The following is a 24,731-nucleotide window of genomic DNA, read 5'->3' as shown; positions in this document are numbered from 1 at the left end:
GCTCAGCCGAAGACGTACTTGGCCGCGTGGTTGAGCCCATAGTCAATCACGGTCACCAGGGCGATCATGACGGCGACGAAGAAGATCACCACGGTGGTGTACGACGTCAGCTGGTTACGCGTAGGCCAGACGACCTTGCGGAGTTCGGCGACGACCTGGCGGTAGAAGAGGGCAAGCCTCTTGAACGGACCCTTCTTGGCCCGCTTGCCGCCCTTGCGGGCCTTCTTCTTCGACTCCTGCGCCTCATCCTGGGCATCAGGCGTGTCGATGGAGCCCACGGCGTCCGCCATTCGTCCTCACCTGTTCCCGGGTCGTGGCCGTGCCGCGCCCGGTCTGAGCCGCACGGCGTTGCATTGCTGTACGTACATGCGCACACATCCTGGCGAAGGTGTGTGTAGCAGGGCCGGAGGGACTTGAACCCCCAACCGCCGGTTTTGGAGACCGGTGCTCTACCAATTGAGCTACGACCCTTTGTGTGTCCCCCAACGTACCGCATCCGACCGGGTGCTCGGTGTGCACCGTCTGCGGCGCGGCAGCTGATGGCCAACGAGGTGAGAGTGTACGTGGTCCGGAGCGCGTCGTCGAACAGAAAGCGCCCGTAGGGGCCTTGGCGGAGGAAGATCGCCGGAAATCCGATGGAAGATCACCCAGGCCACCGGCTGATTCCGGACAGGTGTTCAGTGGTCGACCCACACATGTTCAGTCTGTGAAACCCGCGTGCCGGGGGCGTTTCCGGTCTGAAACGATGGGCCCCATGAGCGCTGCAACCCCTCCCACCGAGCGCCGGGTCTCCGCCCGAGTCGGCGCGATCTCCGAGTCCGCCACCCTCGCCGTGGACGCCAAGGCCAAGGCCCTCAAGGCCGCCGGGCGTCCGGTGATCGGCTTCGGCGCCGGTGAGCCAGACTTCCCGACCCCGGACTACATCGTCGAGGCCGCCATCGAGGCCTGCAAGAACCCGAAGTACCACCGGTACACCCCGGCCGGCGGTCTGCCCGAGCTGAAGGCCGCGATCGCCGCGAAGACGCTGCGCGACTCCGGCTGGGAGCCCGACGTCTCGCAGATCCTCGTCACCAACGGCGGCAAGCAGGCCATCTACGAGGCCTTCGCGGCGATCCTCGACCCGGGCGACGAGGTCATCGTCCCGGCGCCGTACTGGACGACGTACCCGGAGTCGATCCGTCTGGCCGGCGGTGTCCCGGTGGAGGTCGTCGCGGACGAGACCACGGGTTACCGCGTCTCGGTCGAGCAGCTGGAGGCCGCCCGCACGGAGAAGACCAAGGTCGTCCTGTTCGTGTCGCCGTCCAACCCGACCGGCGCGGTGTACTCCGAGGCCGAGACCGAGGCGATCGGCCGCTGGGCCGTCGAGCACGGCCTGTGGGTGCTGACCGACGAGATCTACGAGCACCTGGTGTACGGCGACGCGGTCTCCGTGTCCCTGCCCGCGCTGCTGCCCGAGCTGCGCGACAAGTGCATCGTGGTCAACGGTGTCGCGAAGACATATGCGATGACGGGCTGGCGCGTGGGCTGGGTCATCGGCCCGAAGGACGTGGTCAAGGCCGCGACCAACCTGCAGTCGCACGCCACGTCGAACGTGTCGAACGTCGCTCAGGTCGCGGCGCTGGCCGCCGTCTCCGGCGATCTTGACGCCGTCGCCAAGATGCGCGAGGCCTTCGACCGCCGCCGCAAGACCATCGTGCGGATGCTCAACGAGATCGACGGCGTGGTCTGCCCCGAGCCCGAGGGCGCCTTCTACGCGTACCCGTCGGTCAAGGGCCTGCTCGGCAAGGAGATCCGCGGCAAGCGCCCGCAGGACTCGGTCGAGCTGGCCGCGCTGATCCTGGAGGAGGCCGAGGTCGCGGTCGTCCCGGGCGAGGCCTTCGGTACGCCGGGCTACCTGCGGCTGTCGTACGCCCTGGGTGACGAGGATCTCGTCGAGGGTGTCAGCCGGATCCAGAAGCTGCTGGCGGAGGCCCAGGACTGACTTCCACGCACGCGTGCGGGCCGTTTCCCTTCGGGGAGGCGGCCCGTTTCTTCGTGCGAGCAAGACCACTAACGGGGAATCCGCTACCGGGACGGCAGTGACGTGCGGCAGGATCCTGGAATGGAGCGTGTACGTGATGTCTCTGAGCTGCCGAAGGCCCATCTCCATCTGCACTTCACCGGGTCGATGCGGCCCACCACCGTGCTGGAGCTGGCCGACAAGTACGGTGTGCGACTGCCCGAAGCCCTGACCGAGGCGCTGACCAGCGGGGAGCCGCCGAGGCTGCGGGCGACGGACGAGCGGGGCTGGTTCCGCTTCCAGCGGCTGTACGACGCCGCGCGCTCGTGCCTCAGGGAGCCCGAGGACATCCAGCGACTGGTGCGGGAGGCCGCCGAGGAGGATCTGAAGGACGGCTCGGGGTGGCTGGAGATCCAGGTCGACCCGACCTCGTACGCGCCTCGTCTGGGTGGTCTGATCCCGGCGCTGGAGGTCATCCTGGACGCGGTGGACACGACGATGCGGGAGACCGGCCTGGGCATGCGGGTCCTGGTCGCCGCGAACCGCATGAAGCATCCTCTGGACGCGCGCACGCTGGCCCGGCTGGCCGTGCGGTACGCCGACCGGGGGGTGGTCGGCTTCGGTCTGTCCAACGACGAACGCCGGGGCATGGCGAGGGACTTCGACCGGGCGTTCGCGATCGCCCGCGAGGGCGGGCTGCTGTCGGCGCCGCACGGCGGCGAGCTGACGGGGCCTTCGTCGGTACGGGACTGTCTCGACGACCTGGACGCGAACCGGATCGGGCACGGGGTGCGGGCCGCGGAGGACCCCCGGCTGCTGAAGCGTCTCGTGGAGCGGGGGGTGACGTGTGAGGTCTGCCCCGCTTCGAACGTGGCCCTGGGCGTGTACGAGAAGCCCGAGGACGTCCCGCTGCGGACGCTGTACGACGCCGGTGTCGCGATGGCCCTGGGCGCCGACGACCCGCTCCTGTTCGGCTCCCGTCTTGCCGCCCAGTACGACATCGCCCGGCGCCACCACGCGTTCACGGACGAGGAGTTGGCGGAACTGGCCCGCCAGTCGGTGCGGGCTTCGGCGGCGCCGGGGGATGTGAAGACGAAGCTGCTGGCCGGGGTGGACGACTGGCTGGCCTAGGTCAGTCGGCGATGCCGGTCAGCAGGGTTCGCGCCAGCCGCTGGGCGAAGTCGTCCACCGGCGGCCGCACCGCCTCTCGTGTCGCGTCATAGGCGAAGGCCCGCTGTGCACAGGCGCCCAGCAGCAGCGACGCGGCTGCGAAGGTGTCCGCGTCGAGACTGACCCGGCCGAGTTCCTGTTCGGCCCGCAGGTACGTGTCCACGCCCTGGATCGGCATGTGCGGGCCCCTTCCCATCTGCCGCATCACGTCGTCGTGCCGCCGCTTGAGCTGGGTCTCGGCATACAGGGACGCGGCGATCGGGAAGCTCTGCTCGTAGAAGAGGGCGGCCTGGCGGGCGATCTCGGTCAGGTTCTCCTCCAGCGTGCTCTGTCCGGGCTCGGCGGCCAGGCTGCGCAGCAACGGCGTCAACTGGGGCAGCCGCTCCGTGAGGACGCAGATGAACAGCTCTTCCTTGCTGGCGAAGTACTTGTAGAGCGCGGCCTCGGAGCAGCCGGCCTCCTTGGCGATCTCCTTGGTGGTGGCGCGGGCCAGCCCGACGGTGAGCATCAGCTCGTGAGCGGCATCGAGGATGCGGACACGGGCCGGCTTCGTTTCCATGTGTCGTCCAATCGGGCTTGACGAGTGGGTGAGTGCTTACTCACTCTAGTAGGAGGAGGGGTGAGTGAGTACTCACCCACCATCTACGAGCATGGGAGCACCCATGAAACTCACCGTTTTCGGCGCCACCGGCGGCATAGGCCGGGAAGTCGTCCGCCAGGCCCTGGACGCTGGGCACGAGGTCACGGCGGTCGTACGGGATCCCGCCCGGCTGTCCGTGACGGGCGACCGCCTGGCGGTGTTCCGGGACGACCTGACCGACCCTGAGGCCGTGCGCCCCGCGGTGGCCGGCCGGGACGTGGTCCTGTCGGGGCTCGGTGCGCGCAGCCGCAAGGAGGCAGGGGTCGCGGCCCGGCTCACGCGCACGGTCTTGGGCGCCATGGAGGCGGAGGGGGTGCGGCGGCTGCTTGTGGTGAGTGCGGCGCCGGTCGGCCCGCCGCCCGAGGAGGACGGGCCGTTCGACCGCACGACGCGCGGCATCGTCTCGGCGCTGCTCAAGGACGTCTACGCCGATCTGAGCGCCATGGAGGCCGAGTTGGCCGGCAGCACCACGGACTGGACGGTCGTACGGCCGCCGCGGCTGCAGAACAAGCCGGTCACGGGCGCCTACCGGACGGTGGTCGGCGGCTTCCCGGCGAAGGGGCGCTTCATCGGGCGCGCGGATGTGGCGCACGCGATGCTGGCCATGGCCGGCGATCCGGGGACGGTGAAGCAGGGGGTGGGCGTGGCGTACTGAGGCGGCCTGTGCGGACCGCCTGCAGTTCCCTGCGCGGGTCCCTAAAGGCTGACCCCGACCGTCACCGGTTCGTTGACCAGCGTGATCCCGAAGGACTCGCGGACTCCGGCGACGACCTCGCGGGCGAGTGCGAGCAGGTCTTCCGTGGTGGCCTCGCCCCGGTTGGTGAGGGCGAGGGTGTGCTTGGTGGAGATGCGGGCGGGGCCCGTGCCGTAGCCCTTGGTGAAGCCCGCCTTGTCGATCAGCCAGGCCGCGGAGGTCTTGGTGTGGCCCTCCCCTGCCGGGTAGGCGGGGGGCTCCACGCCGTCGCCGAGCCGTTCCTGCACGCGCGCGTGGAACGCGGCGAACTGGGCGTCGGTGAGGATCGGGTTGGTGAAGAAGGAACCGGCCGACCAGGTGTCGTGGTCCTCGGGGTCCAGGACCATGCCCTTGCCGGAGCGCAGCTTGAGGACGGTCTCGCGGGCGGCTGCGAGTGGGACGCGGTCGCCGGGCTCTACGCCGAGGGCGCGGGCCGTCTCGGCGTACTTGATGGGGCCGGAGAGGCCGTCGGCGTCCTCGAGTTCGAAGCGGACGCGCAGGACGACGTAGCGCTCGGGGTCGGCCTTGAAGCGGCTGTGGCGGTACGAGAAGGCGCAGTCGGCGTTCGGGACGGTGACCGTTTCGCGGGTGTGGCGGTCGTAGGCGATCACTTCGGTGATGGTCGAGGAGACCTCCTGGCCGTACGCGCCCACGTTCTGGATGGGGGTCGCGCCGGCCGAGCCGGGGATGCCGGCCAGGCACTCGACGCCGGCGAGTCCGGCCTCGACGGTGCGGGCGACGGCGTCGGTCCACACCTCGCCGGCGGCGAGCTCCAGGCATGTGCCGTCAAGGTCGAAGCCCTTGGTGGCGATGACGAGGGCGGTGCCCGCGAAGCCCTTGTCGCCGATGACCAGGTTCGATCCGCCGCCGATCAGCAGGAGCGGGGTGCCGGTGTCGTCGGCCTCGCGGACGGCTGCGATCACCTCGGCGTCGGTGGTGGCGGTGATCAGGCGGGTCGCGGGGCCGCCCAGCCGGAAGGTGGTCAGCGGGGCGAGGGGGGCGTCGTGTCGTTCCTGCACGGGCTCAAGGGTACGAGACGGGTGAGTGGGGGCTCGGGTGTGGATGCCTGCGGCGCCTGTGCGGCTTCGGTGGGGGCGCGGGTAGCGCCTGCGGGTCGGTGGGTGGGGCGGGGCCGCGACGGGGGGTGTCCGTCCTCGGTCGGGCGGTGCTGTTGGTCTTGCAGTACTCGGGGCTGACGCCCGCCGCTGCGGGCGGACACCCCCCGCCACGTCCCCTTCCCGCCGTACGCGACTGCGGGTGCGTACCTCCCTCCGTCGTGCTCGCACAGCTGCGGGCAGTCGTGCCGCTGGGGCGGGGTGAGCGAACCCACCCCCGACCCGGTTCCGCACCCGTACGCATCCAAATGACCCCGCCCTTACGGACGGGGCCATAGGCGTTCCGGGGGTCAGCCTGCGACCGGCTCCAGCGTCGGAGTCGGTTCGTCCGTCGGCGTCGGCGCGGTGGTCTGCGTCGCGCGCTGCCTGGGGATCAGCAGCGCCGCCAAACCGGCCAGCGCGACGACCGCGGAACCGGTCACCAGTGCGGGCTGCAGGCCGTCGACGAAGGTCTGCGCCGACTCGTAGCCGCCCTGCGCCGAGAAGATCGACGACATGATCGCGATGCCGAGCGCGCCGCCCACCTCGCGCAGCGCGTTGTTGGCGCCGGAGGCGACGCCCTGCTCCTTGAGACCGACGCTGGACATCACCAGGTTGGCGGCCGGGGCGAAGTAGAGGCCCATGCCGATGCCGCTGATGATCAGGGCGGGCAGCTGGGCGGCGTAGGAGACGCCGGGCGTCACCACGGAGGCCATCCAGCCGAGGCCGACGGCCTGCAGGAAGAGGCCGGTGGCGACGACGGGGCGGCCGCCGATGCGGTCGGACAGGATGCCGGCGATCGGTGCGGCGATCATCGGCATGCCGGTCCAGGGCAGCATGCGCAGGCCCGCCTCGGTGGGCGAGTAGCCGAGGACGCCCTGCATGAACTGGCTGAGCAGGAAGATCGAGCCGAACATCCCGAGGAACATCAGCAGGCTCGCGGCGTTGATGCCGGCGAAGGCACGGGAGCGGAACAGCCGCATCGGGAGCATGGGGTTCTTGGCGCGCAGGCTGTAGCCGACGAATCCGATGAGCAGTGCGGTTCCGGCGAACAGGCCGGTCAGGACCAGGGGAGCGGTCCAGCCGTCGGCGGGGCCGCGGACCAGGCCGTAGACGATCCCGAAGAGGCCGCCGCTGGCGAGCAGGGTGCCGGGGACGTCGAGCGGGGCGCCGGTGCCGTACGACTCGGCGAGGCGCAGGCGGGCCAGCGGGAGCAGGGCGAGGCCCAGCGGGACGTTCAGCCAGAAGATCCAGTGCCAGGAGACGTGCTCGGTGAGGCTGCCGCCGATCAGCGGGCCGGAGGCCACGGCGAGGCCGTTGACGGCACCCCAGATGCCGTATGCCATCCCGCGCTTGGCGGCGGGCACTGCGGCCGTGAGGAGGGTGAGCGTCAGGGGCATCATGATCGCGGCGCCTACGCCCTGGATCGCGCGGGCGGCGATCAGGGAGTTGATGCCGGTCGCCATGGCCGCGGCCGCGGAGGCGCCGGTGAAGACGGTCAGGCCGACGAGGAAGAGCCGGCGGCGGCCGAACCGGTCACCGAGTGCCGCGCCGAACATCAGGAGGACGGCGAAGGTGAGGGTGTAGGCGCTGACAGTCCATTCCAGGTCGCCCAGGGCTCCGCCCAGGTCCTTTCGGATGGAGGGCAGGGCGGTGGTGACGACGAGGTTGTCGAGGGCCGCCATGAATCCGGCGACGCTGGTGATGACGAGGGCCCAGACGGTTCCCCCGCGACGTGCGGTCTGCTGTGACATCGCTCCCCCAGAGGGTGATCAGTCGCTTCGGTGTCTGTTTGGTTAGTTATTGATGACTAACTTCGGCGGGCATGAAAAGGCGGTTGCGGCGCCTTCCCCGTGGACTGCGTGGAACACGTGGGCTACTTCTCCAGACGGCCTTCCAGCCGCGCCTCTGGATACAGCCCCTCCCAGACTCGATGCTCGGGAGGAAAACCCATGGCCACCAGGCAGTTGATGAGCATCCCGTACGCCATGAACGTCGTCGTCCCGTCGATGTCGGCACCCAGCGGCAGATGGACCGTGTCCCACAGCCGCATCCATCCGTTGCGCACCGCCTCGCCGAGCTCGTGGTCGCCCGCCTGCTCGGCGGCGGCCACGCTGACGTACATCTGCATCTGCATCAGCAGCCGCTCCGGCTGCTCCGCGATGACCTTGGTGTACGCGTTCGCCATGGCGCGCAGGGCCTCTTCGCCCTCCAGCCCCTTGGCGGCCTCCTCGAAGGTGCGGATGGTGTCCTCCATGCACCGCTGCGACACCGCGAGGAAGAGTGCCTTCTTGCCCGGGAAGAGACGGAAGAGATACGGCTGCGAGACGCCGACCCGCTTGGCGATCGCCTCGGTCGACGTGCCGTAGTAGCCGCCGCGGGCGAACTCCGTGGTCGCCGCCCGAATGACGCTCTCGCGCCTCTCTTCTGCGCTCATCCTGGCCATGCGAGTAAGTTAGTACTCAATCACTAACTACGTCAAGAGGTGCGGGCGCCAGGCCTCCCGAGGCCGGCGGACACGGCACAATCGCCTCGTGGATCAGGGAATCGCGGCCCTGTTGGGGGCGACGGTCGGCGTCCTCGGCACCGTGTCCGCCGCGGCCGTCTCCGGGTGGTCGAGCCGTCAGCAGATACGGGCCCAGGCCGGAATCGACCACGCCCAGTGGCGCAGACAGGCCCGGCGCGACGCCTACAGCGCCTTCCTCGCGCCCGCGCACGAGGCGGGCAACGCGCTGAAACAGGCCGCCCGAGCGCTGATCGGTGACGTCGATGTCACTGAGGCGGACCGTCGGCTCCTGGCCGCCCACGACAGCCTGACGGCGGTGCATGCAGCCTGGGCCGCTCTCGCCGTCGAAGGTCCCGAGGCGGTGGAACAGCTGGCCCACGGCGTCAAGACCGGGCTGCACTCGATGCAGACAACGCTGCTCGCGTGGCGCGACTCGGCGGAGAGTTCGTTCGACCACAACGTGAAGTTCGTGGAACGGCACGCGGTCGAGGTGACCAGGGTCTCCGAACGGATCAGCGCCTTCACCGCCGCCGCCCGCGCCGCACTCGACGACACGACACCCGCCTTGGACACCGGTGGCGACTGAGACGTTGCAAGGGGCGCCCCGCAATGAAGAACGCCCCTTACGCCACGCCAGTTGTGCCCCTCAGGCCAGCCGTACGACCGCCCGCGACATCCCCAGCACTTTCTGCCCGGCGCTGGTCGCCGTGAGGTCCACCCGGACCGTGTTGTCGTCGAGCTTGGCGGCCACCTTGGCGCTGACCTCGATGAGGGCGCCCTGGTCGTCGTTCGGGACGACGACGGGCTTGGTGAAACGGACGCCGTACTCGACGACCGCGCCCGGGTCGCCCGTCCAGTCGGTGACCACCCGGATCGCCTCGGCCATGGTGAACATGCCGTGTGCGATGACGTCCGGCAGCCCGACCTCCTTGGCGAACTTCTCGTTCCAGTGGATGGGGTTGAAGTCCCCGGAGGCGCCGGCGTACTGGACGAGCGTGGCGCGGGTCACGGGAAAGGTCCGGGCGGGCAGTTCGGTGCCGACCTCGACGTCGTCGTATGCGATCTTCGCCGTCATGTTCTTGCTCACGCCTCCTCGGCCGCGCGCGCGACGAGCTTCGTCCAGGCGGTCACGACGTGCTCGCCTGCCTCGTCGTGGACCTCGCCGCGAATGTCCAGGATGTCGTTGCCCGCCAGCGACTTGATCGCCTCGATGGTGGAGGTGACGGTGAGGCGGTCGCCGGCGCGCACCGGGCGGACGTACGAGAACCTCTGGTCGCCGTGGACGACCCGGCCGTAGTCCAGGCCGAGCCGGGGATCCTGGACGACCTGTCCGGCCGCCTTGAAGGTGATCGCGAAGACGAAGGTCGGCGGAGCGATGACGTCGGGGTGACCGAGCGCCTTGGCGGCCTCCGGGTCCGTGTACGCGGGGTTGGGGTCCCCCACCGCCTCGGCGAACTCGCGGATCTTCTCCCGGCCCACCTCGTAGGGCTCGGTGGGCGGGTAGCTCCGCCCCACGAAGGACTGGTCGAGCGCCATGGCTCGGCACCTCCTGTGTCTGCCTGCTGACTACTGACTGCTGCTGTCTGCGGATACCCGCCGGGACATGTGCTCCGAGCGCCCTGTAGCCGGCCGGAACCGGCCGGTAACCGGGGCTGAAACGACACGAGGCCGCCCCCCTGTTAGTGGGGGCGGCCTCGCGTACGAGCCTGATTTATCGCGTTTCGCGGTGCGCGGTGTGCGCGTTGCAACGCGGGCAGTGCTTCTTCATCTCAAGTCGGTCCGGGTTGTTACGCCGGTTCTTCTTGGTGATGTAGTTCCGCTCCTTGCACTCCACGCAGGCCAGCGTGATCTTCGGGCGGACGTCGGTGGCAGCCACGTGAGTGCTCCTTGACGAACGGATAGGACGGTTTAACGCATAGAAGAGTAGCCGATCGAAGGACCGACCCCACAATCGGCTACTGTCAGTAGCGGTGACCGGACTTGAACCGGTGACACAGCGATTATGAGCCGCTTGCTCTACCGACTGAGCTACACCGCTGTGATGCGATCCGTTCCCGCCTTGCGACGGGAACCTCACACACCAGAGCCCCAATACGGAATCGAACCGTAGACCTTCTCCTTACCATGGAGACGCTCTGCCGACTGAGCTATTGGGGCGAGCGATGAAGACATTACACGCTCGGCCGCCGTTCACCCAAATCCGTTTCGCGACCCCCGTCCCGGCCTGTTCCACAGGCCGTCCGGGCCCTTGCCGCGGCCCGTTTCCCGGCTCTCCCACGAGCCACTGAGGCCGCTCCGATACGGCGGACCACACCGGTACGACTATTGCGCTCCTCCCCGACGCAGGCGGATCGCCACCCTAGGCTCGACTCACTCTGCGTGATCTTGCGTCCCCCTGCGCAGCCCCCGAGCCCCTGGAGTGCGATGCCCGACAGCCAGCCGCAGCCACCCCACTCGTCGTCCTCCTCGTCGGGCTCGTCCTCCTCATCGGGCTCCTCGGGTTCCCCGGGTTCATCGGGACGGGTGGGCGATCCGGCCGCTCTGCTGCTGTGCGGGGCCCGGCTGACCGACGGACGGACCGTGGACGTACGGCTGAGCGGTGGGCGCATCGAGGCGGTCGGCACGGCCGGAAGCCTGGCTGCCGGCGGAGCGCGGGACTGCGGCATGCGCGTGGATCTCAGCGGCTATCTGCTGCTGCCCGCCCCGGCCGAACCGCACACGCACGGGGACACGGCACTGTCCGCCGAGGACGACGGTCCGGCCTCGTACGAGCCCCAGGACGTCCAGCGCCGGGCCACAGAGGCTGCGCTGTTGCAGCTGGGGCACGGGGCGACCGCGCTGCGGGCACACGTACGCGTGGGCGACGTCCAGGGGCTGGGCGCGCTGGGCGCCGTACTCCAGGCGCGGCGTTCGCTGCGCGGGCTGACGGAACTGACGGCGGTGGCGATGCCGCGCATGCTGACCGGTGTGGCCGGGGCGGACGGGCTGGCGATGCTGCGAGACGCCCTGAAGATGGGCGCTTCCGTGGTGGGCGGTTGTCCGGACCTGGATCCGGATCCGACCGGGTACGTGGAGGCGGTCCTGGAGGTCGCCTCCGAACACGGCTGCCCTGTCGACCTGCACACCGACGCCGCCGATCCGGCCCGCCTCGCCCGCATCGTCGCCATGGCAGGGGGGCTGCGTCCCGGGGTGACGCTCGGACCGTGCGGCGGCCTCGGCCGTCTGCCCGCCGAGACGGCGCGGCGCACCGCCGACCAGCTCGCGGCGGCCGGGGTGACGGTGGTGTGCCTGCCTCAAGGCGGCTGCGGCGGCACCGACCGGCGCGACACGGCTCCGGTACGGCTGCTGCGGGCGGCCGGCGTACGGGTGGCCGCGGGCAGCGGTGCCCTGCGCGACATGTCGAACCCGGTGGGACGCGGGGACCCCTTGGAGGCGGCCTATCTGCTGTCCTCCCGGTACGGGTTGCGGCCCGAGGACTCGTACGACGCGGTGAGTTCCTCGGCGCGGTCGGTCATGGGGTTGCCCGAGGTGCGTGTGGAGGCGGGTTTCCCGGCCGAGTTGCTGGCCCTGCGCGGCGACCGGCTGGCAGGGGCGTTGTCGCTGGCGTACAGCCGCATCGTGGTGCATCGGGGGCGGGTCGTGGCGCGGACGAGCGCGGTACGGGAGTACTGCAACTCGGCCGCGGCGGCGGAGCTGGGGCTGCCTCGGCAGGGGCGAGGTGAGTTGTCGTGAGGGGTGGCAGTGGGAGTGGGGGCAGGGGCGCGCGTTGTGGGGTGCGGGGCGCTGGGGAGTCCCGGTGAGTGTGGTGAGTGTTGGTGAGATTGAGGGGCGTGTTGGGGGCGCGTGTAGGCGTTAGGGGCGGACGGTATGGAGTTGTGCGCGGGGCGCGCACGCTGGGCGTGTGCGCCCGCGATCTCGTCCGCCGTACTTGGCCCCACTCGCGCACCGATGCGGAGCCACGCCGTCGGTTCGGACGACGGAAACGCGTGCGCGTAGAGCCCGCTCCGAGTCCTTGAGCAAGGAGCGAGCGGGCGGCGCGCGCATCGGAGGCGTGCGCTGGGAGCGCATGGTCGGGACGCACGCGCCCAGCGCGCGCCCTCCACCTGTGCGCTTCGCATGCGCACTCTGAGGCGTGGCTCAAGTCGTGCGGCGGACGCGGCCGTCCGGGCGTACGGTCGGAAACATGCGCATTGTCATCGCTGGTGGTCATGGTCAGATCGCGCTGCGGCTGGAGCGGCTGCTCGCTGCGCGCGGAGACGAGGTTGCGGGGATCATCCGTCACGCCGAGCAGGGCAACGACCTGCGGGAGGCCGGTGCCGAACCGGTTCTGCTCGATCTGGAGTCGGCCTCGGTCGAGGAGGTCGCAGCGTATTTGCAGGGCGCCGACGCGGCGGTGTTCGCGGCCGGTGCGGGACCGGGCAGCGGGGCGGCCCGCAAGGACACGGTCGACAAGGGGGCGGCGATCCTGTTCGCGGACGCGGCGGTTCGGGCGGGCGTACGACGACACGTGGTCGTCTCGTCCATGGGTGCCGATCCCGCGCACCAAGGGGACGACATCTTCGACGTGTATCTGCGCGCGAAGGGCGAGGCCGACGCCTATGTGCTGCGGCAGGAGGCCCTGGACGCGACGATTCTGCGCCCCGGGATGCTGACGAACGACGCCGGCACCGGCCTCGTACGACTGGAGGCGCACACGGGCCGCGGCGCCGTTCCCCGCGACGACGTGGCCACCGTACTGGCGGAGTTGGTGGAGACCCCGGCGACGGCCGGACTGACCCTGGAACTGGTCGGCGGATCGGCGCCGGTGTCGGTCGCGGTGAAGTCGGTGGCCGGGAACTGAGGGTGTCCGGCGAGAGGGTTCCGGCCGCACGGGAGGCGCTGCTGCGGCGCATGTACGAGGTCTTCTCGACCGACGAGCGCGACGCCTTCGTACCGCTGTGCCTGGCCCCGGACGTCGACTGGCCGAACGTCCTCGACGGCGTCCGTCTGCACGGCCGCGAGGAGGTACGCGCCTACTGGGCACGGCAGTTCGCGGCCGGGCATCCACTCGTACGGCTGGAGGGGCTGCGGCTCGACGGGGACGGCGAAGGGGTGGTGGCGACCGTTCGGCCCGGGATGCGGGACGCGTCGGGCGACCGGTGGGCGGAGGAGACGGTCGAGCACGTGTACCGGTTCGGCGGGGACGGGCTGGTGACGCGGATGGACGTACGGGAGGGGGCGCGGGGGGCGACGCCGGGGTCGTAGGAGCTGTGGCTGCCGTCTGGGATTGCGTCTGGAAGTCCGCCTGGAAGTCTGTCTGGAGCCCCGGCCTTGAGTCCCGGCTTGAGTCCCAGAGCTCCGGCTTGAGCTCCGTCTGGATTCCTCGTGCAACTCCCCTTAGAACAAGGGCAGTTGGCCGGGTATCTCCGGGACGACGTATCCGTCCAACGACGGCTGGGCCGCGCCGAGTTGTGCCTGGCTGCGGGAGCCGGGGCAGGAGACGAGTACGCCGTTCTCGCGCGCGCCGGGCGGGTCGTGACGGGCGAACCGTCCGGCGACGACGGCGATCTCGCGACGGCATTCGGGGCAGCGTCTGCGGCGAGTGGACATGGGGTCAGTGTGCCCCGGTCGGGGGCGCGTTGTGCGCGGGGCGCACGCCCCGGCCTCCTCGTGGCCCTCGCACGCCGCCGTGTCGCTGATGGACCCCTCGCCACCCCTGCCCACCCCAAGGCCTTCACTGGGTTACCACGAAATCCGACCATGCTTGCTTAAGTCAATCAACCGACTTAGCTTGAGGGTGTCGCGCACACCCGATGCCCCTTGCCCACGGAGGCCCGACCCATGTCCCACGCCCTTCCCCGACCCGCTGACGACGACGGGGTGGTGTCCGCAGCGCCGCGGGCCAATGCCGTCGTAGCGGTCCTGGCCTTCGGCGGGATCGTGGTCTCGCTGATGCAGACCCTGGTGATCCCGATCGTCCCGGAGCTGCCGAAACTCCTGAACGCCCCGGCGTCCGACACCGCGTGGGCCGTCACCGCCACGCTGCTCGCCGCCGCCGTGGCCGTCCCGATGACAGGCCGGCTCGGAGACATGTACGGCAAGCGCCGCATGCTCCTGGTCAGCCTGGTCCTGCTGGTCGCCGGCTCGGTCACCGCCGCGCTCAGCGACTCCCTGGCGCCGATGATCGTCGGGCGGGCGCTGCAGGGCATGGCGGGTGGTGTGATCCCGCTCGGCATCAGCATCATGCGGGACGAGCTGCCCGCCGAACGGCTCGGTTCGGCCACCGCACTGATGAGCGCCTCTCTGGGCGTCGGCGCCGCACTCGGCCTGCCCGCTGCCGCCCTCATCGCGGACAACTTCGACTGGCACGTGCTGTTCTGGAGCTCGGCCGGGATGGGTGCCGCGGCGCTTGTGCTGGTGCTGTTCGTCGTACCCGAGTCCAAGGTCCGGACGGGCGGCCGCTTCGATGTCGTCGGCGGCCTCGGCATGGCGGCCGGTCTGGTCTGTCTGCTGCTCGGCATCTCCAAGGGCGGCGACTGGGGCTGGGGCAGCGGCACCACGCTCGGCCTGTTCGGGGCGGCCGTCGTGGTCCTGCTGCTGTGGGGCTGGTACGAGCTGCGTACCGAGCAGCCACTGGTCGACCTGCGCACCACCGCCCGCCGACAGGTACTGGTCACCAACCTCGCCTCGATCGCCCTCGGCTTCGGCATGTTCGCGATGTCCCTGGTGCTTCCGCAGCTCCTGCAGTTGCCTGAGGCTACCGGCTACGGTCTGGGCAAGTCGCTGCTGACCGCCGGTCTGGTCATGGCCCCCTCCGGCCTGGTGATGATGGCGATCGCCCCCGTCTCGGCCGCCCTCTCCAAGGCCAGGGGCCCGAAGGCCAGCCTGATGCTGGGCTCGCTGATCGTGGCGGCCGGCTACGGCCTGCAGATCCTCCTGATGTCCGAGGTCTGGCAGTTCGTGCTGGTGTCCTGCGTCATCGGTTCCGGTATCGGCTTCACGTACGGAGCCATGCCCGCCCTGATCATGGGCGCGGTACCCCCGTCCCAGTCGGGCGCCGCCAACAGTCTCAACACCTTGATGCGGTCCATCGGTACGTCGACCGCCAGCGCCGTCGCCGGCGTCATCCTGTCGCAGCTGACCACGGACCTCGGCGGGGTCTCCCTTCCTTCGGAGAACGGCTTCAAGACCGTCCTGGCCATCGGCGGCGGCGCGGCGCTGCTCGCCTTCGCCGTCGCGTCCTTCATTCCGCGGCATCGGGCGGTTGCGGCTGGGCGCGACGCCGCGTCCGAGGAGAGGGCTGTCGCCGGAGAGGCGTCCGCTACGGCTCCGTCCGCGGCCGGAGGCGAGAAGGGGGCGCCCGGGCCGGCTGAGGAGGGTGCGCCGGGCCGGTCCGTCGCAGCTGCGGCCGCGGACGCGATCGGGGAGGGTACGCCAGGTCTGTCGGCCGCGCGTTCCGGCGGGGCCTCGTCTGCGTCTGCGGCCTCATCGACTTCCGTCGCGACCGTCGGGCCCGACGGTGCGAGTGGCTCCGCCGGCAGCGGCATCCCGGTGCGCGGTCATGTCCTGGGGGCGGAGCGAGTCCCGGTGGCGGGGGCCGCGGTCACGCTCATCTCGCTCGGCGGAAAGCAGCTGAGCCGGTCGGTCTCGGGGGGCGACGGCTCGTACGGTGTCGACGCGCCCGCCGCCGGTTCGTACGTCCTGATCGCCTCCGCCGACGGCTTCCAGCCGCAGGCCTCGACACTCGTCGTCGCCGACGGGCCGATCTCGTACGACGTCCTGCTGAGCGGCACGAACGGCCTCGCCGGGCTGGTGCGGTCCGCCGACAGCGGGACTCCGGTCGCCGACGCCGTGGTGATCGTGACCGATGTCCGCGGCGAGGTGCTGGCCACCGGACGGACCGACGTGCTGGGCGAGTTCACGGTCACCGACCTGGTGCCGGGGACGGTGACGCTCGCCGTCAACTCCCCCAAGCACCGCCCACTGGCCCTGCCCGTCGAGATCGGCGGCGCGGGCGCCACACGCATCGAGATCGAGCTCCGGCCCGGCGCCCGCGTCCGGGGCACGGTACGCGGAGCGGGCGCCCCACTGAGCGACGCCCGGGTGACCCTGGTGGACGCCGCGGGCAATGTGGTCGCCACGACACGGACCGGGCACGACGGCACGTACGCCTTCTCCGACCTGGACAGCGGCGCCTACACGATCATCGCGACGGGCTATCCGCCGCAGGCGGCAACGGTGACGGTACCGGGCGGCGGCACGGACGACCACGACATCGAACTTGCCCACAGCGGGGAGTAGTTCCGCCCGAACTGCCATCAGGGGCCCGGGCGTCTGCACCCAAGGGTCCACAGCCGTCCCGGCGCCCTTGGCCGAAACCGGCGCATCGGCGCCGGGCGCCAGGCAAGCTCCCGGTGTTACCGGGTCGACCAAGGAGGCCGACAGCACATGGACGAAATACCGCCCCTTCACCCCGCCGAGGACGGTGCCACGGTGGGGCTGTTCTGGGTCTCGTCGGACCGCGTGTACGTGGGAGCCCCAGCGCCGGAACCGGCCCCGAACATGGTGCTCACGGCATTGGGGCCCCGCGTCACCGGTCCGCAGCCACGGGAGTGGACATGGTCCGAGCTCGCCGGCCTGGAGATCACCGAAGTCCCGACCCGCTCCGCTCCGCAACGCTGGGCGACCCACGCGGCGAGCTTCGTCGCAGCAGCTCTGGACGCCTGGGTGCCGAGCAGCCCGACCGAGATGACCGTCTCCGTCATCGCGCCCGACGGCACCCACCGGACGCCGGTCTACTCCAGCGCCGCCGTCGCCTACTCCCCGCGAGAGGTCGCTCTGTCACGCCGGTTGATCAGCGACTTCACCCAGGGCACCGCCACGCCCGTCGTCATGACCGAGTGGTGGGAACAGACCCGACCGACCAAGATCCTCCGGTCACGCGAGCGGGAGGCCGTGCTGGCACTCTGGCTCGCACGCGGCTGACCGGCCCTTCAGGGGCTGACCGGCCCTTCAGGGGCTGACCGGCCCTTCAGGGGCTGACCGGCCCTTCGGGGGCGGTCCATGCCTGCCCCGGACCGGACCTGCCCACGAGCCCTGCGGAGGAGGACAAGCCCGTGCGCACCGACCTCTCGGAAGCCATCGGCGCCGACTCGCCCACGCTCGCCTTCGACGGTGACTGCGGTTTCTGTCAGGCGACCATCACCTGGCTGCAACGCCATGCCAGGCCACGGATGCGGGCCGCGCCATGGCATGCCCTGCCCGACCACATCACCCGGCCGCACCGGGAACGCCTCGACCGGGAGGTCCTCGTCTTCCGCGGGGCCGGTGTGGCCGATTCCGGAGCGAAGGCACTCGGGGCCTACCTCGCGTCGTCACCCCGTTTCCGCTACCGGGCCACGGGACTGCTCCTGCGCGCGCCCGTCATCAGGCAGGGCGCTCGACTCGTCTATCGCCTGGTGGCCGCCAACCGGCACCGCATGCCTACGGGCACGGCGGCATGCGCGCTGCCCCGGACGCACGACGGAAGCCCAACATGATCCGAGTTCCCACCTGCGTGCTCAGCAGCTTCGAGCCGCCCCAGGTACGCAATGGCCACAGCCTGGACCTGTTCGTGCAGATCGGGTCCCTGACCAAGACGCTCACCGCAACCGTCCTGACCGCCTTGGCCGGCCGCGGTGCGCTGAGCCTCGACGACCCGCTGGAGTCGTTCCTGCCCGCGCCCGAGGGCACCGGCATCACCCTGCGCCACCTCGCCGAGCACAGCTCGGGCCTGCCACGGCTGCCCCCCGGAATCGGCGGCCGCGACCCCTACGCCGCCTTCGACGCCCAAGCCCTGGACGCGGTCGTACGGCGCCTGGACACCCTGGTCACGGCTCCCGCGGGCACCACCGACGAATACTCGAACCTCGGATACGCGCTACTGGGCGCGGCCCTCGTCGCGGCCACCCACACCCCGTACGAGGAACTCCTGCACCGGCATGTCCTCGCCCCCCTCGGCGTCACCGACGTCGCCGCCGAACCGCCGTCCGGCAGACGGCTGTGCCGCCGCGGGCTCTTCGGACAACCGGAGCGGCCCTGGACCATGACCGGCGCGATCCTGCCCGCCGGCGGCCTGTGGGCCACGCCCGAAGCCACCGCAGCCCTCGTCACCTCCCTGCTTGTCGACCGCAGACTCGGCGAACCTGCACCGGCCTGGCAGAAAACAGGACGCCTGCTGTGGCACAACGGCGCAACAGGCGGCGCCTCGGTCTTCGCCGGCGCCGCACCGCAGGGCTGGATCCTCGTCCACCGCCTGTCCGGCCGGAGCGCCACGACGGACCGACTGGCCCTGGAAACATTCAGACGTTTCATCGACGCCCGGTCCCAACAGGTGTGAGCCACTCTGGGGCTGTTGCGCAACTCGGGACACCCAGGAGCCTCCATCAGCCCCGGAGCGCAGGCTTTCACCCCCTCGACGGCGCCCGGTACCTCCTTGACGTCGCGGACGCTGAGCCACGAGTCGTGAACCTCGTGGCCCACCACTCCTGCGTCTGGATGGAGGCGGTGGAGGCGGAAGCCCGCGGCCTGCATGCGGAGCTGGAGAGCGAGTTCCCGCGGGAAGCTGCGCACCTCGATGACGCGCTCTGCTACTGCGACATGAACACCACGCCGGACGGCACGCCCACGAACCCCGTCGACCGAGTCAACGAGATCGCCGGACGGTATGGGCCGGACAGCCTGATCGGGAAGTTCATCCGTCGTGCCGAGCCTGAGACCTCGCGTGCACGTCGCGCGTCCTCGACCAGGTCGCCGCCGCGAAGCGTCAGCCGATGTAGGGAGCAGGCCGCGTCCGGTCCTTCGCGTGCGCAATCCGGAGCCGCATCGTGGGGTGGGTGTCCAGCTTGGACAGGTCCGCTGGGTCGACCCAGCGGACCCGCGTCGTCTCGTTGCTCGTCCGTACCTCACCGCCGACCGGGCGCGCGCGGAAACAGATACTGAACCGCTGACGGATCTCGAGGAGTTGCGCGAGCTCCTCAACGCAGGCACCGCCGTACCGGGGTCACTTGCCGGTGCATCGGCGACGGCGGCAACCGGCATCCGGCATCCGGCATCCGGCATCCGGACCCGCTACCCCGCCGCTTCCGCTACCCCCTCGCGCTACCTCCAACAGGCCCCCGACCTGTGCGGTAGCGGCGGTAGCGGAAGTAGCGCCCCTCACAGAAGGGGGCCGCCGAGCCCCAACCCTCGCCAGGTCCGCACGCTGCTGACAGGGGTGCGTGAGCAGCGCCCGCGTGGGCGGCATCTGGAAGCGTTCTTCGGGTGCCTGTACCACGCGACCATGCGTCCGGTCCGAGGCCGCCGGACTGCGCGTGAGCCAGTGCCACCTTCCAGAGACGGGGTGGGGGATGCTCGCCCTGCGGCAAGGGGTGTCCGGGCCGGACGGAGCTGGACCGACGACGGATCGACGCAGCACTTCGGGAGTGGAACGGGCCGGAGTGATCATGCTCTCCCCCGGGAGACACCTGGGGGACACGCACTGATCGACGGTGGGATATGGGCGCTACGAGGTGAGACACATCCGCGCCCCGTCCACAACGAATCAAACAGGAAGCAGGCCAACGAGAGACCCCCTCTGACCAGGCAAGTAACCTGATCAGAGGGGGTCTCGTTTCAACCGTGGCGGCGCCAGGATTCGAACCTGGGAAGGCTGAGCCGGCAGATTTACAGTCTGCTCCCTTTGGCCGCTCGGGCACACCGCCGGGTTTGCTGCCGTTCGAACCGCTTTTCGGCGGTGCTCCCTGGCAACGACGTAAACAATACCCGATGCCGGGGGGTGCTTCGCCACCCGATTGATCTGCACCCGGAGGACCACGGGTGGCTAGGCTTGTCCGAATGCGGCCCGGGACCACGCCGGGCTCGGCGCCCGCCCCCACGTACGCCGATACGCCCCCGTACGCACCCCCATTACGCACCGATACAAGGAGCCACAGGACATGGCCGACTCCAGTTTCGACATCGTCTCGAAGGTCGAGCGGCAGGAGGTCGACAACGCCCTCAACCAGGCCGCCAAGGAGATCTCGCAGCGCTACGACTTCAAGGGCGTGGGTGCCTCGATCTCGTGGTCCGGGGACAAGATCCTCATGGAGGCGAACTCCGAGGACCGGGTCAAGGCCGTCCTCGACGTCTTCCAGTCCAAGCTGATCAAGCGCGGGATCTCACTGAAGGCGCTGGACGCGGGCGAGCCCCAGCTCTCGGGCAAGGAGTACAAGATCTTCGCGACGATCGAGGAGGGCATCTCCCAGGAGAACGCGAAGAAGGTGGCGAAGATCATCCGCGACGAGGGCCCCAAGGGCATCAAGGCGCAGGTCCAGGGCGACGAGCTGCGCGTCAGCTCGAAGAGCCGCGACGACCTGCAGGCCGTGATCGCGCTCCTGAAGGGCAAGGACTTCGACTTCGCGCTGCAGTTCGTGAACTACCGGTGAGCCACTGGTTCACCGCTGCCGGCTGACGGTCGCCGGTCGGTCGTCGTCGGCTGCCAGTACACGAGGAAGGGTGGGCACCTGGCGGGTGCCCACCCTTCTCGCCTGCTGGCTGCGGTCCGGGGCGTGCTGGGTCGTGCTCAGTTGCGCGAGTTGCCGAACAGGATGCGGTAGGCGATCAGGAGGACGAGCGAGCCGCCTATCGCCGCAGCCCATGTCGCGCCGTCGTAGAAGCTCTTGGTGATCGGGTGGTCCAGCCAGCGGGCCGAGATCCAGCCGCCGATGAACGCACCCGCGACGCCGATGAGAGTCGTGCCGATGAAGCCGCCCGGGTCGCGGCCCGGCAGCAGGAACTTGGCGATGGCTCCGGCCAACAGCCCCAGGATGATCCAGCTGATGATGGTCATGCCGTGAACTTGCCCTTCCGCACTGTGCCTGCACTTTCCGGACAGTGAGATTTCGGTCAAGATCCGCTGTGCGCCACGTGCTTGTTGCTGCTCTGTTGTCTTGCTTGTTCCTGCTCTGTTGATGAGCAGGACGTCGCAGCGGCACTCATCGGTTGCAGTGATCAGTAGGGGCGGGACATGGCATCGACCGATTCTGCTTCCGAGCTGCGACGCACGCTGGGCGTGGGCGACGCCGTCGTCATCGGACTCGGCTCGATGGTGGGGCCGGGATCTTCGCCGCCCTGGGACCCGCGGCGCGTGCGGCCGAGTCCGGGCTGTTGCTCGGCCTCGCCGTCGCCGCCGTCGTCGCCTACTGCAACGCCATGGCATCGGCGCGGCTGGCCGCACTGTATCCGGCCTACGGCGGCACGTATGTGTAGGGGCGCGAGCGGCTCGGGCCGTTCTGGGGTTATCTCGCGGGCTGGTCGTTCGTGGTCGGGAAAACCGCCTCCTGCGTGACGACGGCGCTCACCGTGGGGGCGTACGTCTGGCCGGGGCAGGCGCACGCCGTGGCGGTTGCGGCCGTGGTGGCGCTGACCGCGGTGAACTATGGCGGTGTCCAGAAGTCCGCCTGGGTCACCCGGGTGATCGTGGCCGTGGTGGCGCTGACCGCGGTGAACTATGGCGGTGTCCAGAAGTCCGCCTGGGTCACCCGGGTGATCGTGGCCGTGGTGCTGGCTGTCCTCGCTTCCGTCGTGGTCGTGTGCCTGGGGTCCGGGGCGTCCGACGCCGGGCGTCTGGGCGTCGGCACCTCGGGTGGCGTGGGCGGGGTGCTGCAGGCGGCCGGGTTGCTGTTCTTCGCATTCGCCGGGTATGCGCGCATCGCGACCCTCGGCGAGGAGGTACGGGATCCGGCGCGCACCATCCCGCGTGCGATCCCCTTGGCTCTGGGCATCGCGCTGGCGGTTTACGTCTGTGTGGCGGTGGTTGTCCTTTCCGTGCTGGGGGCCGTGGGTCTCGGGCGTGCCGGTGCTCCGCTGGCCGACGCGGTGCGGGCGGCCGGGGTTGGTTCCGGTGGTGCGGATGGGAGCCGCCGCGGCCGCGCTGGGTTCGCTGCTCGCCCTGATCCTGGGAGTCTCGCGGACGACCCTGGCCATGGCCCGCGACCGGCACCTTCCCGGCGCGCTGTCGGCCGTGCATCCGCGCTTCCAGGTGCCGCACCGGGCCGAACTGGCCGTGCGTGCCGTGGTCGCCGCCCTGGCCGCCACGGTGGACGTACGGGGTGCGATCGGTTTCTCCTCCTTCGGTGTGCTGGCGTACTACGCCGTGGCCAACGCCTCGGCCTGGACGCTGAGTTGGGCTCCGACCGCCCGGGCGCTGCCCGCGGTGGGTCTTCTCGGGTGCGTGGTGCTGGCGTTCTCGCTGCCGGCGGTTTCGGTGGGCGCGGGAGTGCTGGCGGGGGGTGGGGGCGCGTACGGCGTACGGCGATGGGTGGGCGGGCGCTAGCGGGGTGGGCCGAACAGCAGTCGGAGCGGTCGGGCACCTGGTCAAGGCTCCCCACCAGGGTGGACATGGCGGTCCGGTGATCAGAGCCCGACGAGCATGTTCTTCCGGCTGTTGTGTCACGAGATCTCCGCAGCCGCCGTACTAGAGGGTCCGCTGCGATGTCGTACGTATGGTGTCGCGGCTGCTAGGACGCTCGTGCTGCCGTGGTGCGTATGCGGAAGTCGGTCCAGGGGGCCATCTCGAGCTCCTCGTTCGTCTCCTCGTACCAGCCCGTGCCGTCTACCCAGGACCTCAGCCAGGTCGTGAGGCTGGGGGCGTCGACGTACCAGGCGTCGTCGGCGCGGTCGGCGTTCGGCTCGAAGAGGAGGACTGGGGCTTCCGGGGTGCAGCAGTCCACGCACGCGTACATCGCGCAGCCCCAGTGGGATATCGGCAGGACGCCTTCGGGCCAGGGCCAGTCGGGGTCCTTGCGGGCGCTCTCGCGATTGGCGAGGTACTGCACTACGGCGGCGGGCTCGCCGGCGGGCGGGCTGTCGAGGAGGGGCAACAGACCGTACTCCGGGCCGAATCCACCGTCTCCTATGCGCAGATAGAGGTCGGTGAGCAGGGAAGGCAGGGGGAAGCCCAGGGTGGTCTCCGCGTGGGCCAGCGTGGACGCGTCGGCGGGCTCCGGGAGGGAAGGCCAGCCCCAGGGACGGGTGTTGCGTGCCTTGGCCAACACCCGTGCCAGCAACTGCTCGTTCTCGGTCATGGGTTCATGATGCAAGGCGCCACTGACAATCGGGCCGACCTGTGGACAACCCTCGGGCTGTGGAAAACCCGGTTACTCGGCTGGGGACGGGCAGGCCGCCCCGCCCTCGTCCCGCTCGGTCAGCGCGTTGCGAACGGCTGGTCCGTGGGCACGATTTCGCGGCCGAGCGGCAGCAGCGAGACCGGGATCAGCTTGAAGTTGGCGATGCCGAACGGGATGCCGATGATCGTGATGCACAGGGCGATGCCGGTGACGATGTGCGTGAGCGCGAGCCACCAGCCCGCGAGGACCAGCCACAGCACGTTGCCGACGCAGGAGGGCGCACCGGCGTCGCGGCGCTCGACCGTCGTGTACCCGAAGGGCCACAGGGCGTAGACACCGATGCGGAACGCCGCGATGCCGAACGGGATGCCGATGATCGTGATGCAGAGGAGGATGCCCGCGGCCAGGTAGCCGAGGAACAACCAGAAGCCGCTCAGGACGAGCCAGATGACGTTCAGGATGGTTTTCACTGGGGGCGACCTGCCATCTTCTCGAGCCGGGCGATGCGCTCCGCCATCGGCGGGTGTGTCGAGAACATCTTGGAGAGTCCCTGACCCGGGCGGAAGGGGTTCGCGATCATCATATGGCTCGCGGTCTCAATGCGCGGCTCGGGCGGCAACGGCAGCTGCTTGGTGCCCGCTTCGAGCTTGCGCAGCGCACTGGCGAGCGCGAGGGGATCGCCGGTCAACTGGGCGCCGGAGGCGTCGGCTTCGTATTCCCTGGAGCGGCTGATGGCCAGCTGAATGAGGGAGGCTGCGAGCGGTCCCAGGATCATGATCATCAGCATGCCGAGGATGCCCGGGCCGTCGTCGTCGTTGGAGCGGCCGACCGGGATCAGCCAGGCGAAGTTGACCAGGAACATGATCACGGAGGCCAGGGCGCCGGCGACCGACGAGATGAGGATGTCGCGGTTGTAGACGTGACTGAGCTCGTGGCCGATGACGCCCCGCAGTTCGCGCTCGTCCAGGATGCGCAGGATGCCCTCCGTACAGCACACGGCGGCGTTGCGCGGGTTGCGGCCCGTCGCGAAGGCGTTCGGTGCCTCCGTCGGGGAGATGTACAGGCGTGGCATGGGCTGGCGGGCCTGGGTGGAGAGGTCACGGACCATGCGGTAGAGGGCGGGGGCCTCGAACTCGCTGACGGGGCGTGCGCGCATCGCGCGTAGCGCCAGCTTGTCGCTGTTCCAGTACGCGTACGCGTTCGTGCCCAATGCGATCACAACGGCGACGACGAGCCCCATGCGGCCGAAGAAGCTGCCGATGACGATGATGAGGGCGGACAGTCCTCCGAGGAGAACTGCGGTCCTTAGCCCGTTGTGCCGGCGGTGCACGGTACGCCCTCCAAGTCGTGCAGCAGGGGAACCCTTTGCTTGCTGATCTCCGGTGCCACTGGTGCCGTCGTGTCACGTCCAGTGGACCCTCCCGTACCGGTCAACGCCAGGCGAGGGCCACTAGTTCCCTTGTG

At 70.0% G+C, this 24,731-nt stretch carries 25 protein-coding genes, 4 tRNA genes and 3 pseudogenes; 14 read left to right on the top strand and 18 right to left on the bottom strand.

Going from position 1 to position 24,731, the window contains the following annotated elements; genetic code table 11:
* Window positions 1–2: 2 nt before the first annotated feature.
* Together secE and EDD92_RS28045 are read right to left on the bottom strand one after the other, a co-directional pair.
* Window positions 3–290, bottom strand: a complete 288-nt coding sequence (secE, locus tag EDD92_RS28050; protein WP_030930581.1) for a preprotein translocase subunit SecE — start codon at window positions 288–290, stop codon at window positions 3–5.
* A gap of 108 nt (window positions 291–398) precedes the next feature.
* Window positions 399–471, bottom strand: a tRNA-Trp gene (locus EDD92_RS28045).
* A gap of 283 nt (window positions 472–754) precedes the next feature.
* Here EDD92_RS28045 and EDD92_RS28040 point away from each other — a divergent pair.
* Window positions 755–1,981: a pyridoxal phosphate-dependent aminotransferase gene (locus EDD92_RS28040; RefSeq protein ID WP_123966937.1), complete on the top strand. Its 1,227-nt coding sequence runs from the start codon at window positions 755–757 to the stop codon at window positions 1,979–1,981.
* 120 nt (window positions 1,982–2,101) lie between these two features.
* On the top strand, window positions 2,102–3,130 hold the full coding sequence (locus EDD92_RS28035) for an adenosine deaminase (protein WP_123966936.1): 1,029 nt from the start codon (window positions 2,102–2,104) through the stop codon (window positions 3,128–3,130).
* Window position 3,131: 1 nt separating this feature from the next.
* On the opposite strand, the gene EDD92_RS28030 is transcribed toward EDD92_RS28035, so the two are convergent.
* Window positions 3,132–3,728 carry a TetR/AcrR family transcriptional regulator gene (locus EDD92_RS28030; protein WP_123966935.1) on the bottom strand — a complete coding sequence of 199 codons (597 nt, stop codon included), beginning with the start codon at window positions 3,726–3,728 and terminating at the stop codon, window positions 3,132–3,134.
* A gap of 103 nt (window positions 3,729–3,831) precedes the next feature.
* On the opposite strand from EDD92_RS28030, the gene EDD92_RS28025 reads away from it, so the two are divergent.
* Complete coding sequence (locus EDD92_RS28025) at window positions 3,832–4,464, top strand: NAD(P)-dependent oxidoreductase (RefSeq protein WP_123966934.1); 633 nt, start codon at window positions 3,832–3,834, stop codon at window positions 4,462–4,464.
* Window positions 4,465–4,505: 41 nt separating this feature from the next.
* Here the strand turns inward: EDD92_RS28025 and EDD92_RS28020 are convergent, their stop codons facing one another.
* The 3 genes from EDD92_RS28020 to EDD92_RS28010 all read right to left on the bottom strand — a co-directional run bounded on the left by EDD92_RS28020 (window position 4,506) and on the right by EDD92_RS28010 (window position 8,082).
* A complete protein-coding gene (locus tag EDD92_RS28020; RefSeq protein ID WP_260327336.1) occupies window positions 4,506–5,606 on the bottom strand; it encodes a UDP-N-acetylmuramate dehydrogenase in 1,101 nt (366 codons plus the stop codon).
* Window positions 5,607–5,947: 341 nt separating this feature from the next.
* Window positions 5,948–7,390, bottom strand: a complete 1,443-nt coding sequence (locus EDD92_RS28015; RefSeq protein WP_123966932.1) for a DHA2 family efflux MFS transporter permease subunit — start codon at window positions 7,388–7,390, stop codon at window positions 5,948–5,950.
* 122 nt (window positions 7,391–7,512) lie between these two features.
* Window positions 7,513–8,082 (bottom strand): TetR/AcrR family transcriptional regulator, encoded by a 570-nt coding sequence (locus EDD92_RS28010; protein WP_185124146.1) that lies wholly within the window; start codon window positions 8,080–8,082, stop codon window positions 7,513–7,515.
* 88 nt (window positions 8,083–8,170) lie between these two features.
* Here EDD92_RS28010 and EDD92_RS28005 point away from each other — a divergent pair, with 88 nt between their 5' ends.
* Complete coding sequence (locus EDD92_RS28005; RefSeq protein ID WP_123966930.1) at window positions 8,171–8,728, top strand: hypothetical protein; 558 nt, start codon at window positions 8,171–8,173, stop codon at window positions 8,726–8,728.
* Between the two features lie 60 nt (window positions 8,729–8,788).
* Here the strand turns inward: EDD92_RS28005 and EDD92_RS28000 are convergent, their stop codons facing one another.
* The 5 genes from EDD92_RS28000 to EDD92_RS27980 all read right to left on the bottom strand — a co-directional run bounded on the left by EDD92_RS28000 (window position 8,789) and on the right by EDD92_RS27980 (window position 10,299).
* Entirely contained in the window at window positions 8,789–9,217 is a 429-nt protein-coding gene (locus EDD92_RS28000) for a MaoC family dehydratase (RefSeq protein ID WP_123970580.1), read from the bottom strand.
* Between the two features lie 8 nt (window positions 9,218–9,225).
* Window positions 9,226–9,678 (bottom strand): MaoC family dehydratase N-terminal domain-containing protein, encoded by a 453-nt coding sequence (locus EDD92_RS27995; protein ID WP_123966929.1) that lies wholly within the window; start codon window positions 9,676–9,678, stop codon window positions 9,226–9,228.
* Between the two features lie 175 nt (window positions 9,679–9,853).
* On the bottom strand, window positions 9,854–10,018 hold the full coding sequence (gene rpmG / locus EDD92_RS27990) for a 50S ribosomal protein L33 (protein WP_003948671.1): 165 nt from the start codon (window positions 10,016–10,018) through the stop codon (window positions 9,854–9,856).
* A gap of 89 nt (window positions 10,019–10,107) precedes the next feature.
* Window positions 10,108–10,180: transfer RNA gene (locus tag EDD92_RS27985), tRNA-Met, on the bottom strand.
* A gap of 46 nt (window positions 10,181–10,226) precedes the next feature.
* Window positions 10,227–10,299: transfer RNA gene (locus EDD92_RS27980), tRNA-Thr, on the bottom strand.
* Between the two features lie 267 nt (window positions 10,300–10,566).
* Between EDD92_RS27980 and EDD92_RS27975 the strand changes: the two genes are divergently transcribed.
* The 3 genes from EDD92_RS27975 to EDD92_RS27965 all read left to right on the top strand — a co-directional run bounded on the left by EDD92_RS27975 (window position 10,567) and on the right by EDD92_RS27965 (window position 13,386).
* Window positions 10,567–11,874 carry an amidohydrolase family protein gene (locus EDD92_RS27975; RefSeq protein WP_123966928.1) on the top strand — a complete coding sequence of 436 codons (1,308 nt, stop codon included), beginning with the start codon at window positions 10,567–10,569 and terminating at the stop codon, window positions 11,872–11,874.
* 451 nt (window positions 11,875–12,325) lie between these two features.
* Window positions 12,326–12,982: an NAD(P)H-binding protein gene (locus tag EDD92_RS27970; protein WP_123966927.1), complete on the top strand. Its 657-nt coding sequence runs from the start codon at window positions 12,326–12,328 to the stop codon at window positions 12,980–12,982.
* 2 nt (window positions 12,983–12,984) lie between these two features.
* Window positions 12,985–13,386 carry a nuclear transport factor 2 family protein gene (locus EDD92_RS27965; RefSeq protein ID WP_260326797.1) on the top strand — a complete coding sequence of 134 codons (402 nt, stop codon included), beginning with the start codon at window positions 12,985–12,987 and terminating at the stop codon, window positions 13,384–13,386.
* Between the two features lie 132 nt (window positions 13,387–13,518).
* On the opposite strand, the gene EDD92_RS27960 is transcribed toward EDD92_RS27965, so the two are convergent.
* Entirely contained in the window at window positions 13,519–13,731 is a 213-nt protein-coding gene (locus EDD92_RS27960; protein ID WP_030930637.1) for a hypothetical protein, read from the bottom strand.
* Between the two features lie 231 nt (window positions 13,732–13,962).
* Here EDD92_RS27960 and EDD92_RS27955 point away from each other — a divergent pair, with 231 nt between their 5' ends.
* From EDD92_RS27955 to EDD92_RS51380, 5 genes and pseudogenes are all read left to right on the top strand, one after another.
* Window positions 13,963–16,422, top strand: coding sequence for an MFS transporter (locus EDD92_RS27955; protein WP_123966926.1), 2,460 nt, complete (start codon window positions 13,963–13,965; stop codon window positions 16,420–16,422).
* 147 nt (window positions 16,423–16,569) lie between these two features.
* Window positions 16,570–17,106 (top strand): hypothetical protein, encoded by a 537-nt coding sequence (locus tag EDD92_RS27950; RefSeq protein WP_123966925.1) that lies wholly within the window; start codon window positions 16,570–16,572, stop codon window positions 17,104–17,106.
* A gap of 131 nt (window positions 17,107–17,237) precedes the next feature.
* Entirely contained in the window at window positions 17,238–17,660 is a 423-nt protein-coding gene (locus EDD92_RS27945; RefSeq protein ID WP_260326795.1) for a thiol-disulfide oxidoreductase DCC family protein, read from the top strand.
* Window positions 17,657–18,499, top strand: a complete 843-nt coding sequence (locus tag EDD92_RS27940) for a serine hydrolase (protein ID WP_123966924.1) — start codon at window positions 17,657–17,659, stop codon at window positions 18,497–18,499. Before EDD92_RS27945 ends, EDD92_RS27940 begins: the two co-directional genes overlap by 4 nt.
* A gap of 62 nt (window positions 18,500–18,561) precedes the next feature.
* Window positions 18,562–18,938 (top strand): annotated as a pseudogene (locus EDD92_RS51380) (phosphohydrolase); the annotation flags it as partial.
* Here the strand turns inward: EDD92_RS51380 and EDD92_RS51375 are convergent.
* Window positions 18,926–19,117 (bottom strand): annotated as a pseudogene (locus tag EDD92_RS51375) (NUDIX hydrolase); the annotation flags it as partial. The pseudogenes EDD92_RS51380 and EDD92_RS51375 overlap by 13 nt on opposite strands.
* A 663-nt stretch (window positions 19,118–19,780) precedes the next feature.
* A tRNA-Tyr gene (locus EDD92_RS27920) sits at window positions 19,781–19,862 on the bottom strand.
* A 234-nt stretch (window positions 19,863–20,096) separates the two neighbouring features.
* Between EDD92_RS27920 and EDD92_RS27915 the strand changes: the two genes are divergently transcribed.
* A complete protein-coding gene (locus EDD92_RS27915) occupies window positions 20,097–20,585 on the top strand; it encodes a YajQ family cyclic di-GMP-binding protein (protein ID WP_123966923.1) in 489 nt (162 codons plus the stop codon).
* Window positions 20,586–20,722: 137 nt separating this feature from the next.
* Here EDD92_RS27915 and EDD92_RS27910 read toward each other — a convergent pair whose 3' ends face one another.
* A complete protein-coding gene (locus EDD92_RS27910; RefSeq protein WP_030945174.1) occupies window positions 20,723–20,989 on the bottom strand; it encodes a GlsB/YeaQ/YmgE family stress response membrane protein in 267 nt (88 codons plus the stop codon).
* 177 nt (window positions 20,990–21,166) lie between these two features.
* Between EDD92_RS27910 and EDD92_RS27905 the strand changes: the two are divergent.
* Window positions 21,167–22,474: pseudogene (locus EDD92_RS27905) on the top strand (APC family permease).
* Between the two features lie 184 nt (window positions 22,475–22,658).
* Here EDD92_RS27905 and EDD92_RS27900 read toward each other — a convergent pair.
* The 3 genes from EDD92_RS27900 to htpX form a co-directional block, all read right to left on the bottom strand.
* Window positions 22,659–23,225 (bottom strand): SMI1/KNR4 family protein, encoded by a 567-nt coding sequence (locus EDD92_RS27900; protein ID WP_123966922.1) that lies wholly within the window; start codon window positions 23,223–23,225, stop codon window positions 22,659–22,661.
* A 119-nt stretch (window positions 23,226–23,344) separates the two neighbouring features.
* A complete protein-coding gene (locus EDD92_RS27895) occupies window positions 23,345–23,737 on the bottom strand; it encodes a YccF domain-containing protein (RefSeq protein ID WP_123966921.1) in 393 nt (130 codons plus the stop codon).
* The gene (htpX, locus tag EDD92_RS27890) at window positions 23,734–24,597 is read right to left on the bottom strand and encodes a zinc metalloprotease HtpX (protein ID WP_123966920.1); all 864 of its coding nucleotides are present in this window, start codon (window positions 24,595–24,597) and stop codon (window positions 23,734–23,736) included. Before htpX ends, EDD92_RS27895 begins: the two co-directional genes overlap by 4 nt.
* Window positions 24,598–24,731: the final 134 nt, after the last annotated feature.

This window comes from Streptomyces sp. TLI_185, assembly GCF_003814765.1.
In the GTDB taxonomy this organism is placed as follows: Bacteria; Actinomycetota; Actinomycetes; order Streptomycetales; family Streptomycetaceae; genus Streptomyces.
This window is presented reverse-complemented; position numbering and strand designations above follow the sequence as displayed.

Excerpts from the sequence above, each read along its gene's own strand:
- EDD92_RS27900 (WP_123966922.1), bottom strand. The coding sequence starts at position 23,225 with ATGACCGAGAACGAGCAGTTGCTGGCACGGGTGTTGGCCAAGGCACGC.
- secE (WP_030930581.1), bottom strand. The coding sequence starts at position 290 with ATGGCGGACGCCGTGGGCTCCATCGACACGCCTGATGCCCAGGATGAG.
- EDD92_RS27940 (WP_123966924.1), top strand. The coding sequence starts at position 17,657 with ATGATCCGAGTTCCCACCTGCGTGCTCAGCAGCTTCGAGCCGCCCCAG.
- EDD92_RS28035 (WP_123966936.1), top strand. The coding sequence starts at position 2,102 with ATGGAGCGTGTACGTGATGTCTCTGAGCTGCCGAAGGCCCATCTCCAT.
- EDD92_RS28030 (WP_123966935.1), bottom strand. The coding sequence starts at position 3,728 with ATGGAAACGAAGCCGGCCCGTGTCCGCATCCTCGATGCCGCTCACGAG.
- EDD92_RS27970 (WP_123966927.1), top strand. The coding sequence starts at position 12,326 with ATGCGCATTGTCATCGCTGGTGGTCATGGTCAGATCGCGCTGCGGCTG.
- EDD92_RS28025 (WP_123966934.1), top strand. The coding sequence starts at position 3,832 with ATGAAACTCACCGTTTTCGGCGCCACCGGCGGCATAGGCCGGGAAGTC.
- EDD92_RS28015 (WP_123966932.1), bottom strand. The coding sequence starts at position 7,390 with ATGTCACAGCAGACCGCACGTCGCGGGGGAACCGTCTGGGCCCTCGTC.
- EDD92_RS27910 (WP_030945174.1), bottom strand. The coding sequence starts at position 20,989 with ATGACCATCATCAGCTGGATCATCCTGGGGCTGTTGGCCGGAGCCATC.
- EDD92_RS28000 (WP_123970580.1), bottom strand. The coding sequence starts at position 9,217 with ATGACGGCGAAGATCGCATACGACGACGTCGAGGTCGGCACCGAACTG.
- EDD92_RS27960 (WP_030930637.1), bottom strand. The coding sequence starts at position 13,731 with ATGTCCACTCGCCGCAGACGCTGCCCCGAATGCCGTCGCGAGATCGCC.
- EDD92_RS27995 (WP_123966929.1), bottom strand. The coding sequence starts at position 9,678 with ATGGCGCTCGACCAGTCCTTCGTGGGGCGGAGCTACCCGCCCACCGAG.
- EDD92_RS27955 (WP_123966926.1), top strand. The coding sequence starts at position 13,963 with ATGTCCCACGCCCTTCCCCGACCCGCTGACGACGACGGGGTGGTGTCC.
- EDD92_RS27975 (WP_123966928.1), top strand. The coding sequence starts at position 10,567 with ATGCCCGACAGCCAGCCGCAGCCACCCCACTCGTCGTCCTCCTCGTCG.
- EDD92_RS27915 (WP_123966923.1), top strand. The coding sequence starts at position 20,097 with ATGGCCGACTCCAGTTTCGACATCGTCTCGAAGGTCGAGCGGCAGGAG.
- EDD92_RS28010 (WP_185124146.1), bottom strand. The coding sequence starts at position 8,082 with ATGGCCAGGATGAGCGCAGAAGAGAGGCGCGAGAGCGTCATTCGGGCG.
- EDD92_RS27950 (WP_123966925.1), top strand. The coding sequence starts at position 16,570 with ATGGACGAAATACCGCCCCTTCACCCCGCCGAGGACGGTGCCACGGTG.
- EDD92_RS28040 (WP_123966937.1), top strand. The coding sequence starts at position 755 with ATGAGCGCTGCAACCCCTCCCACCGAGCGCCGGGTCTCCGCCCGAGTC.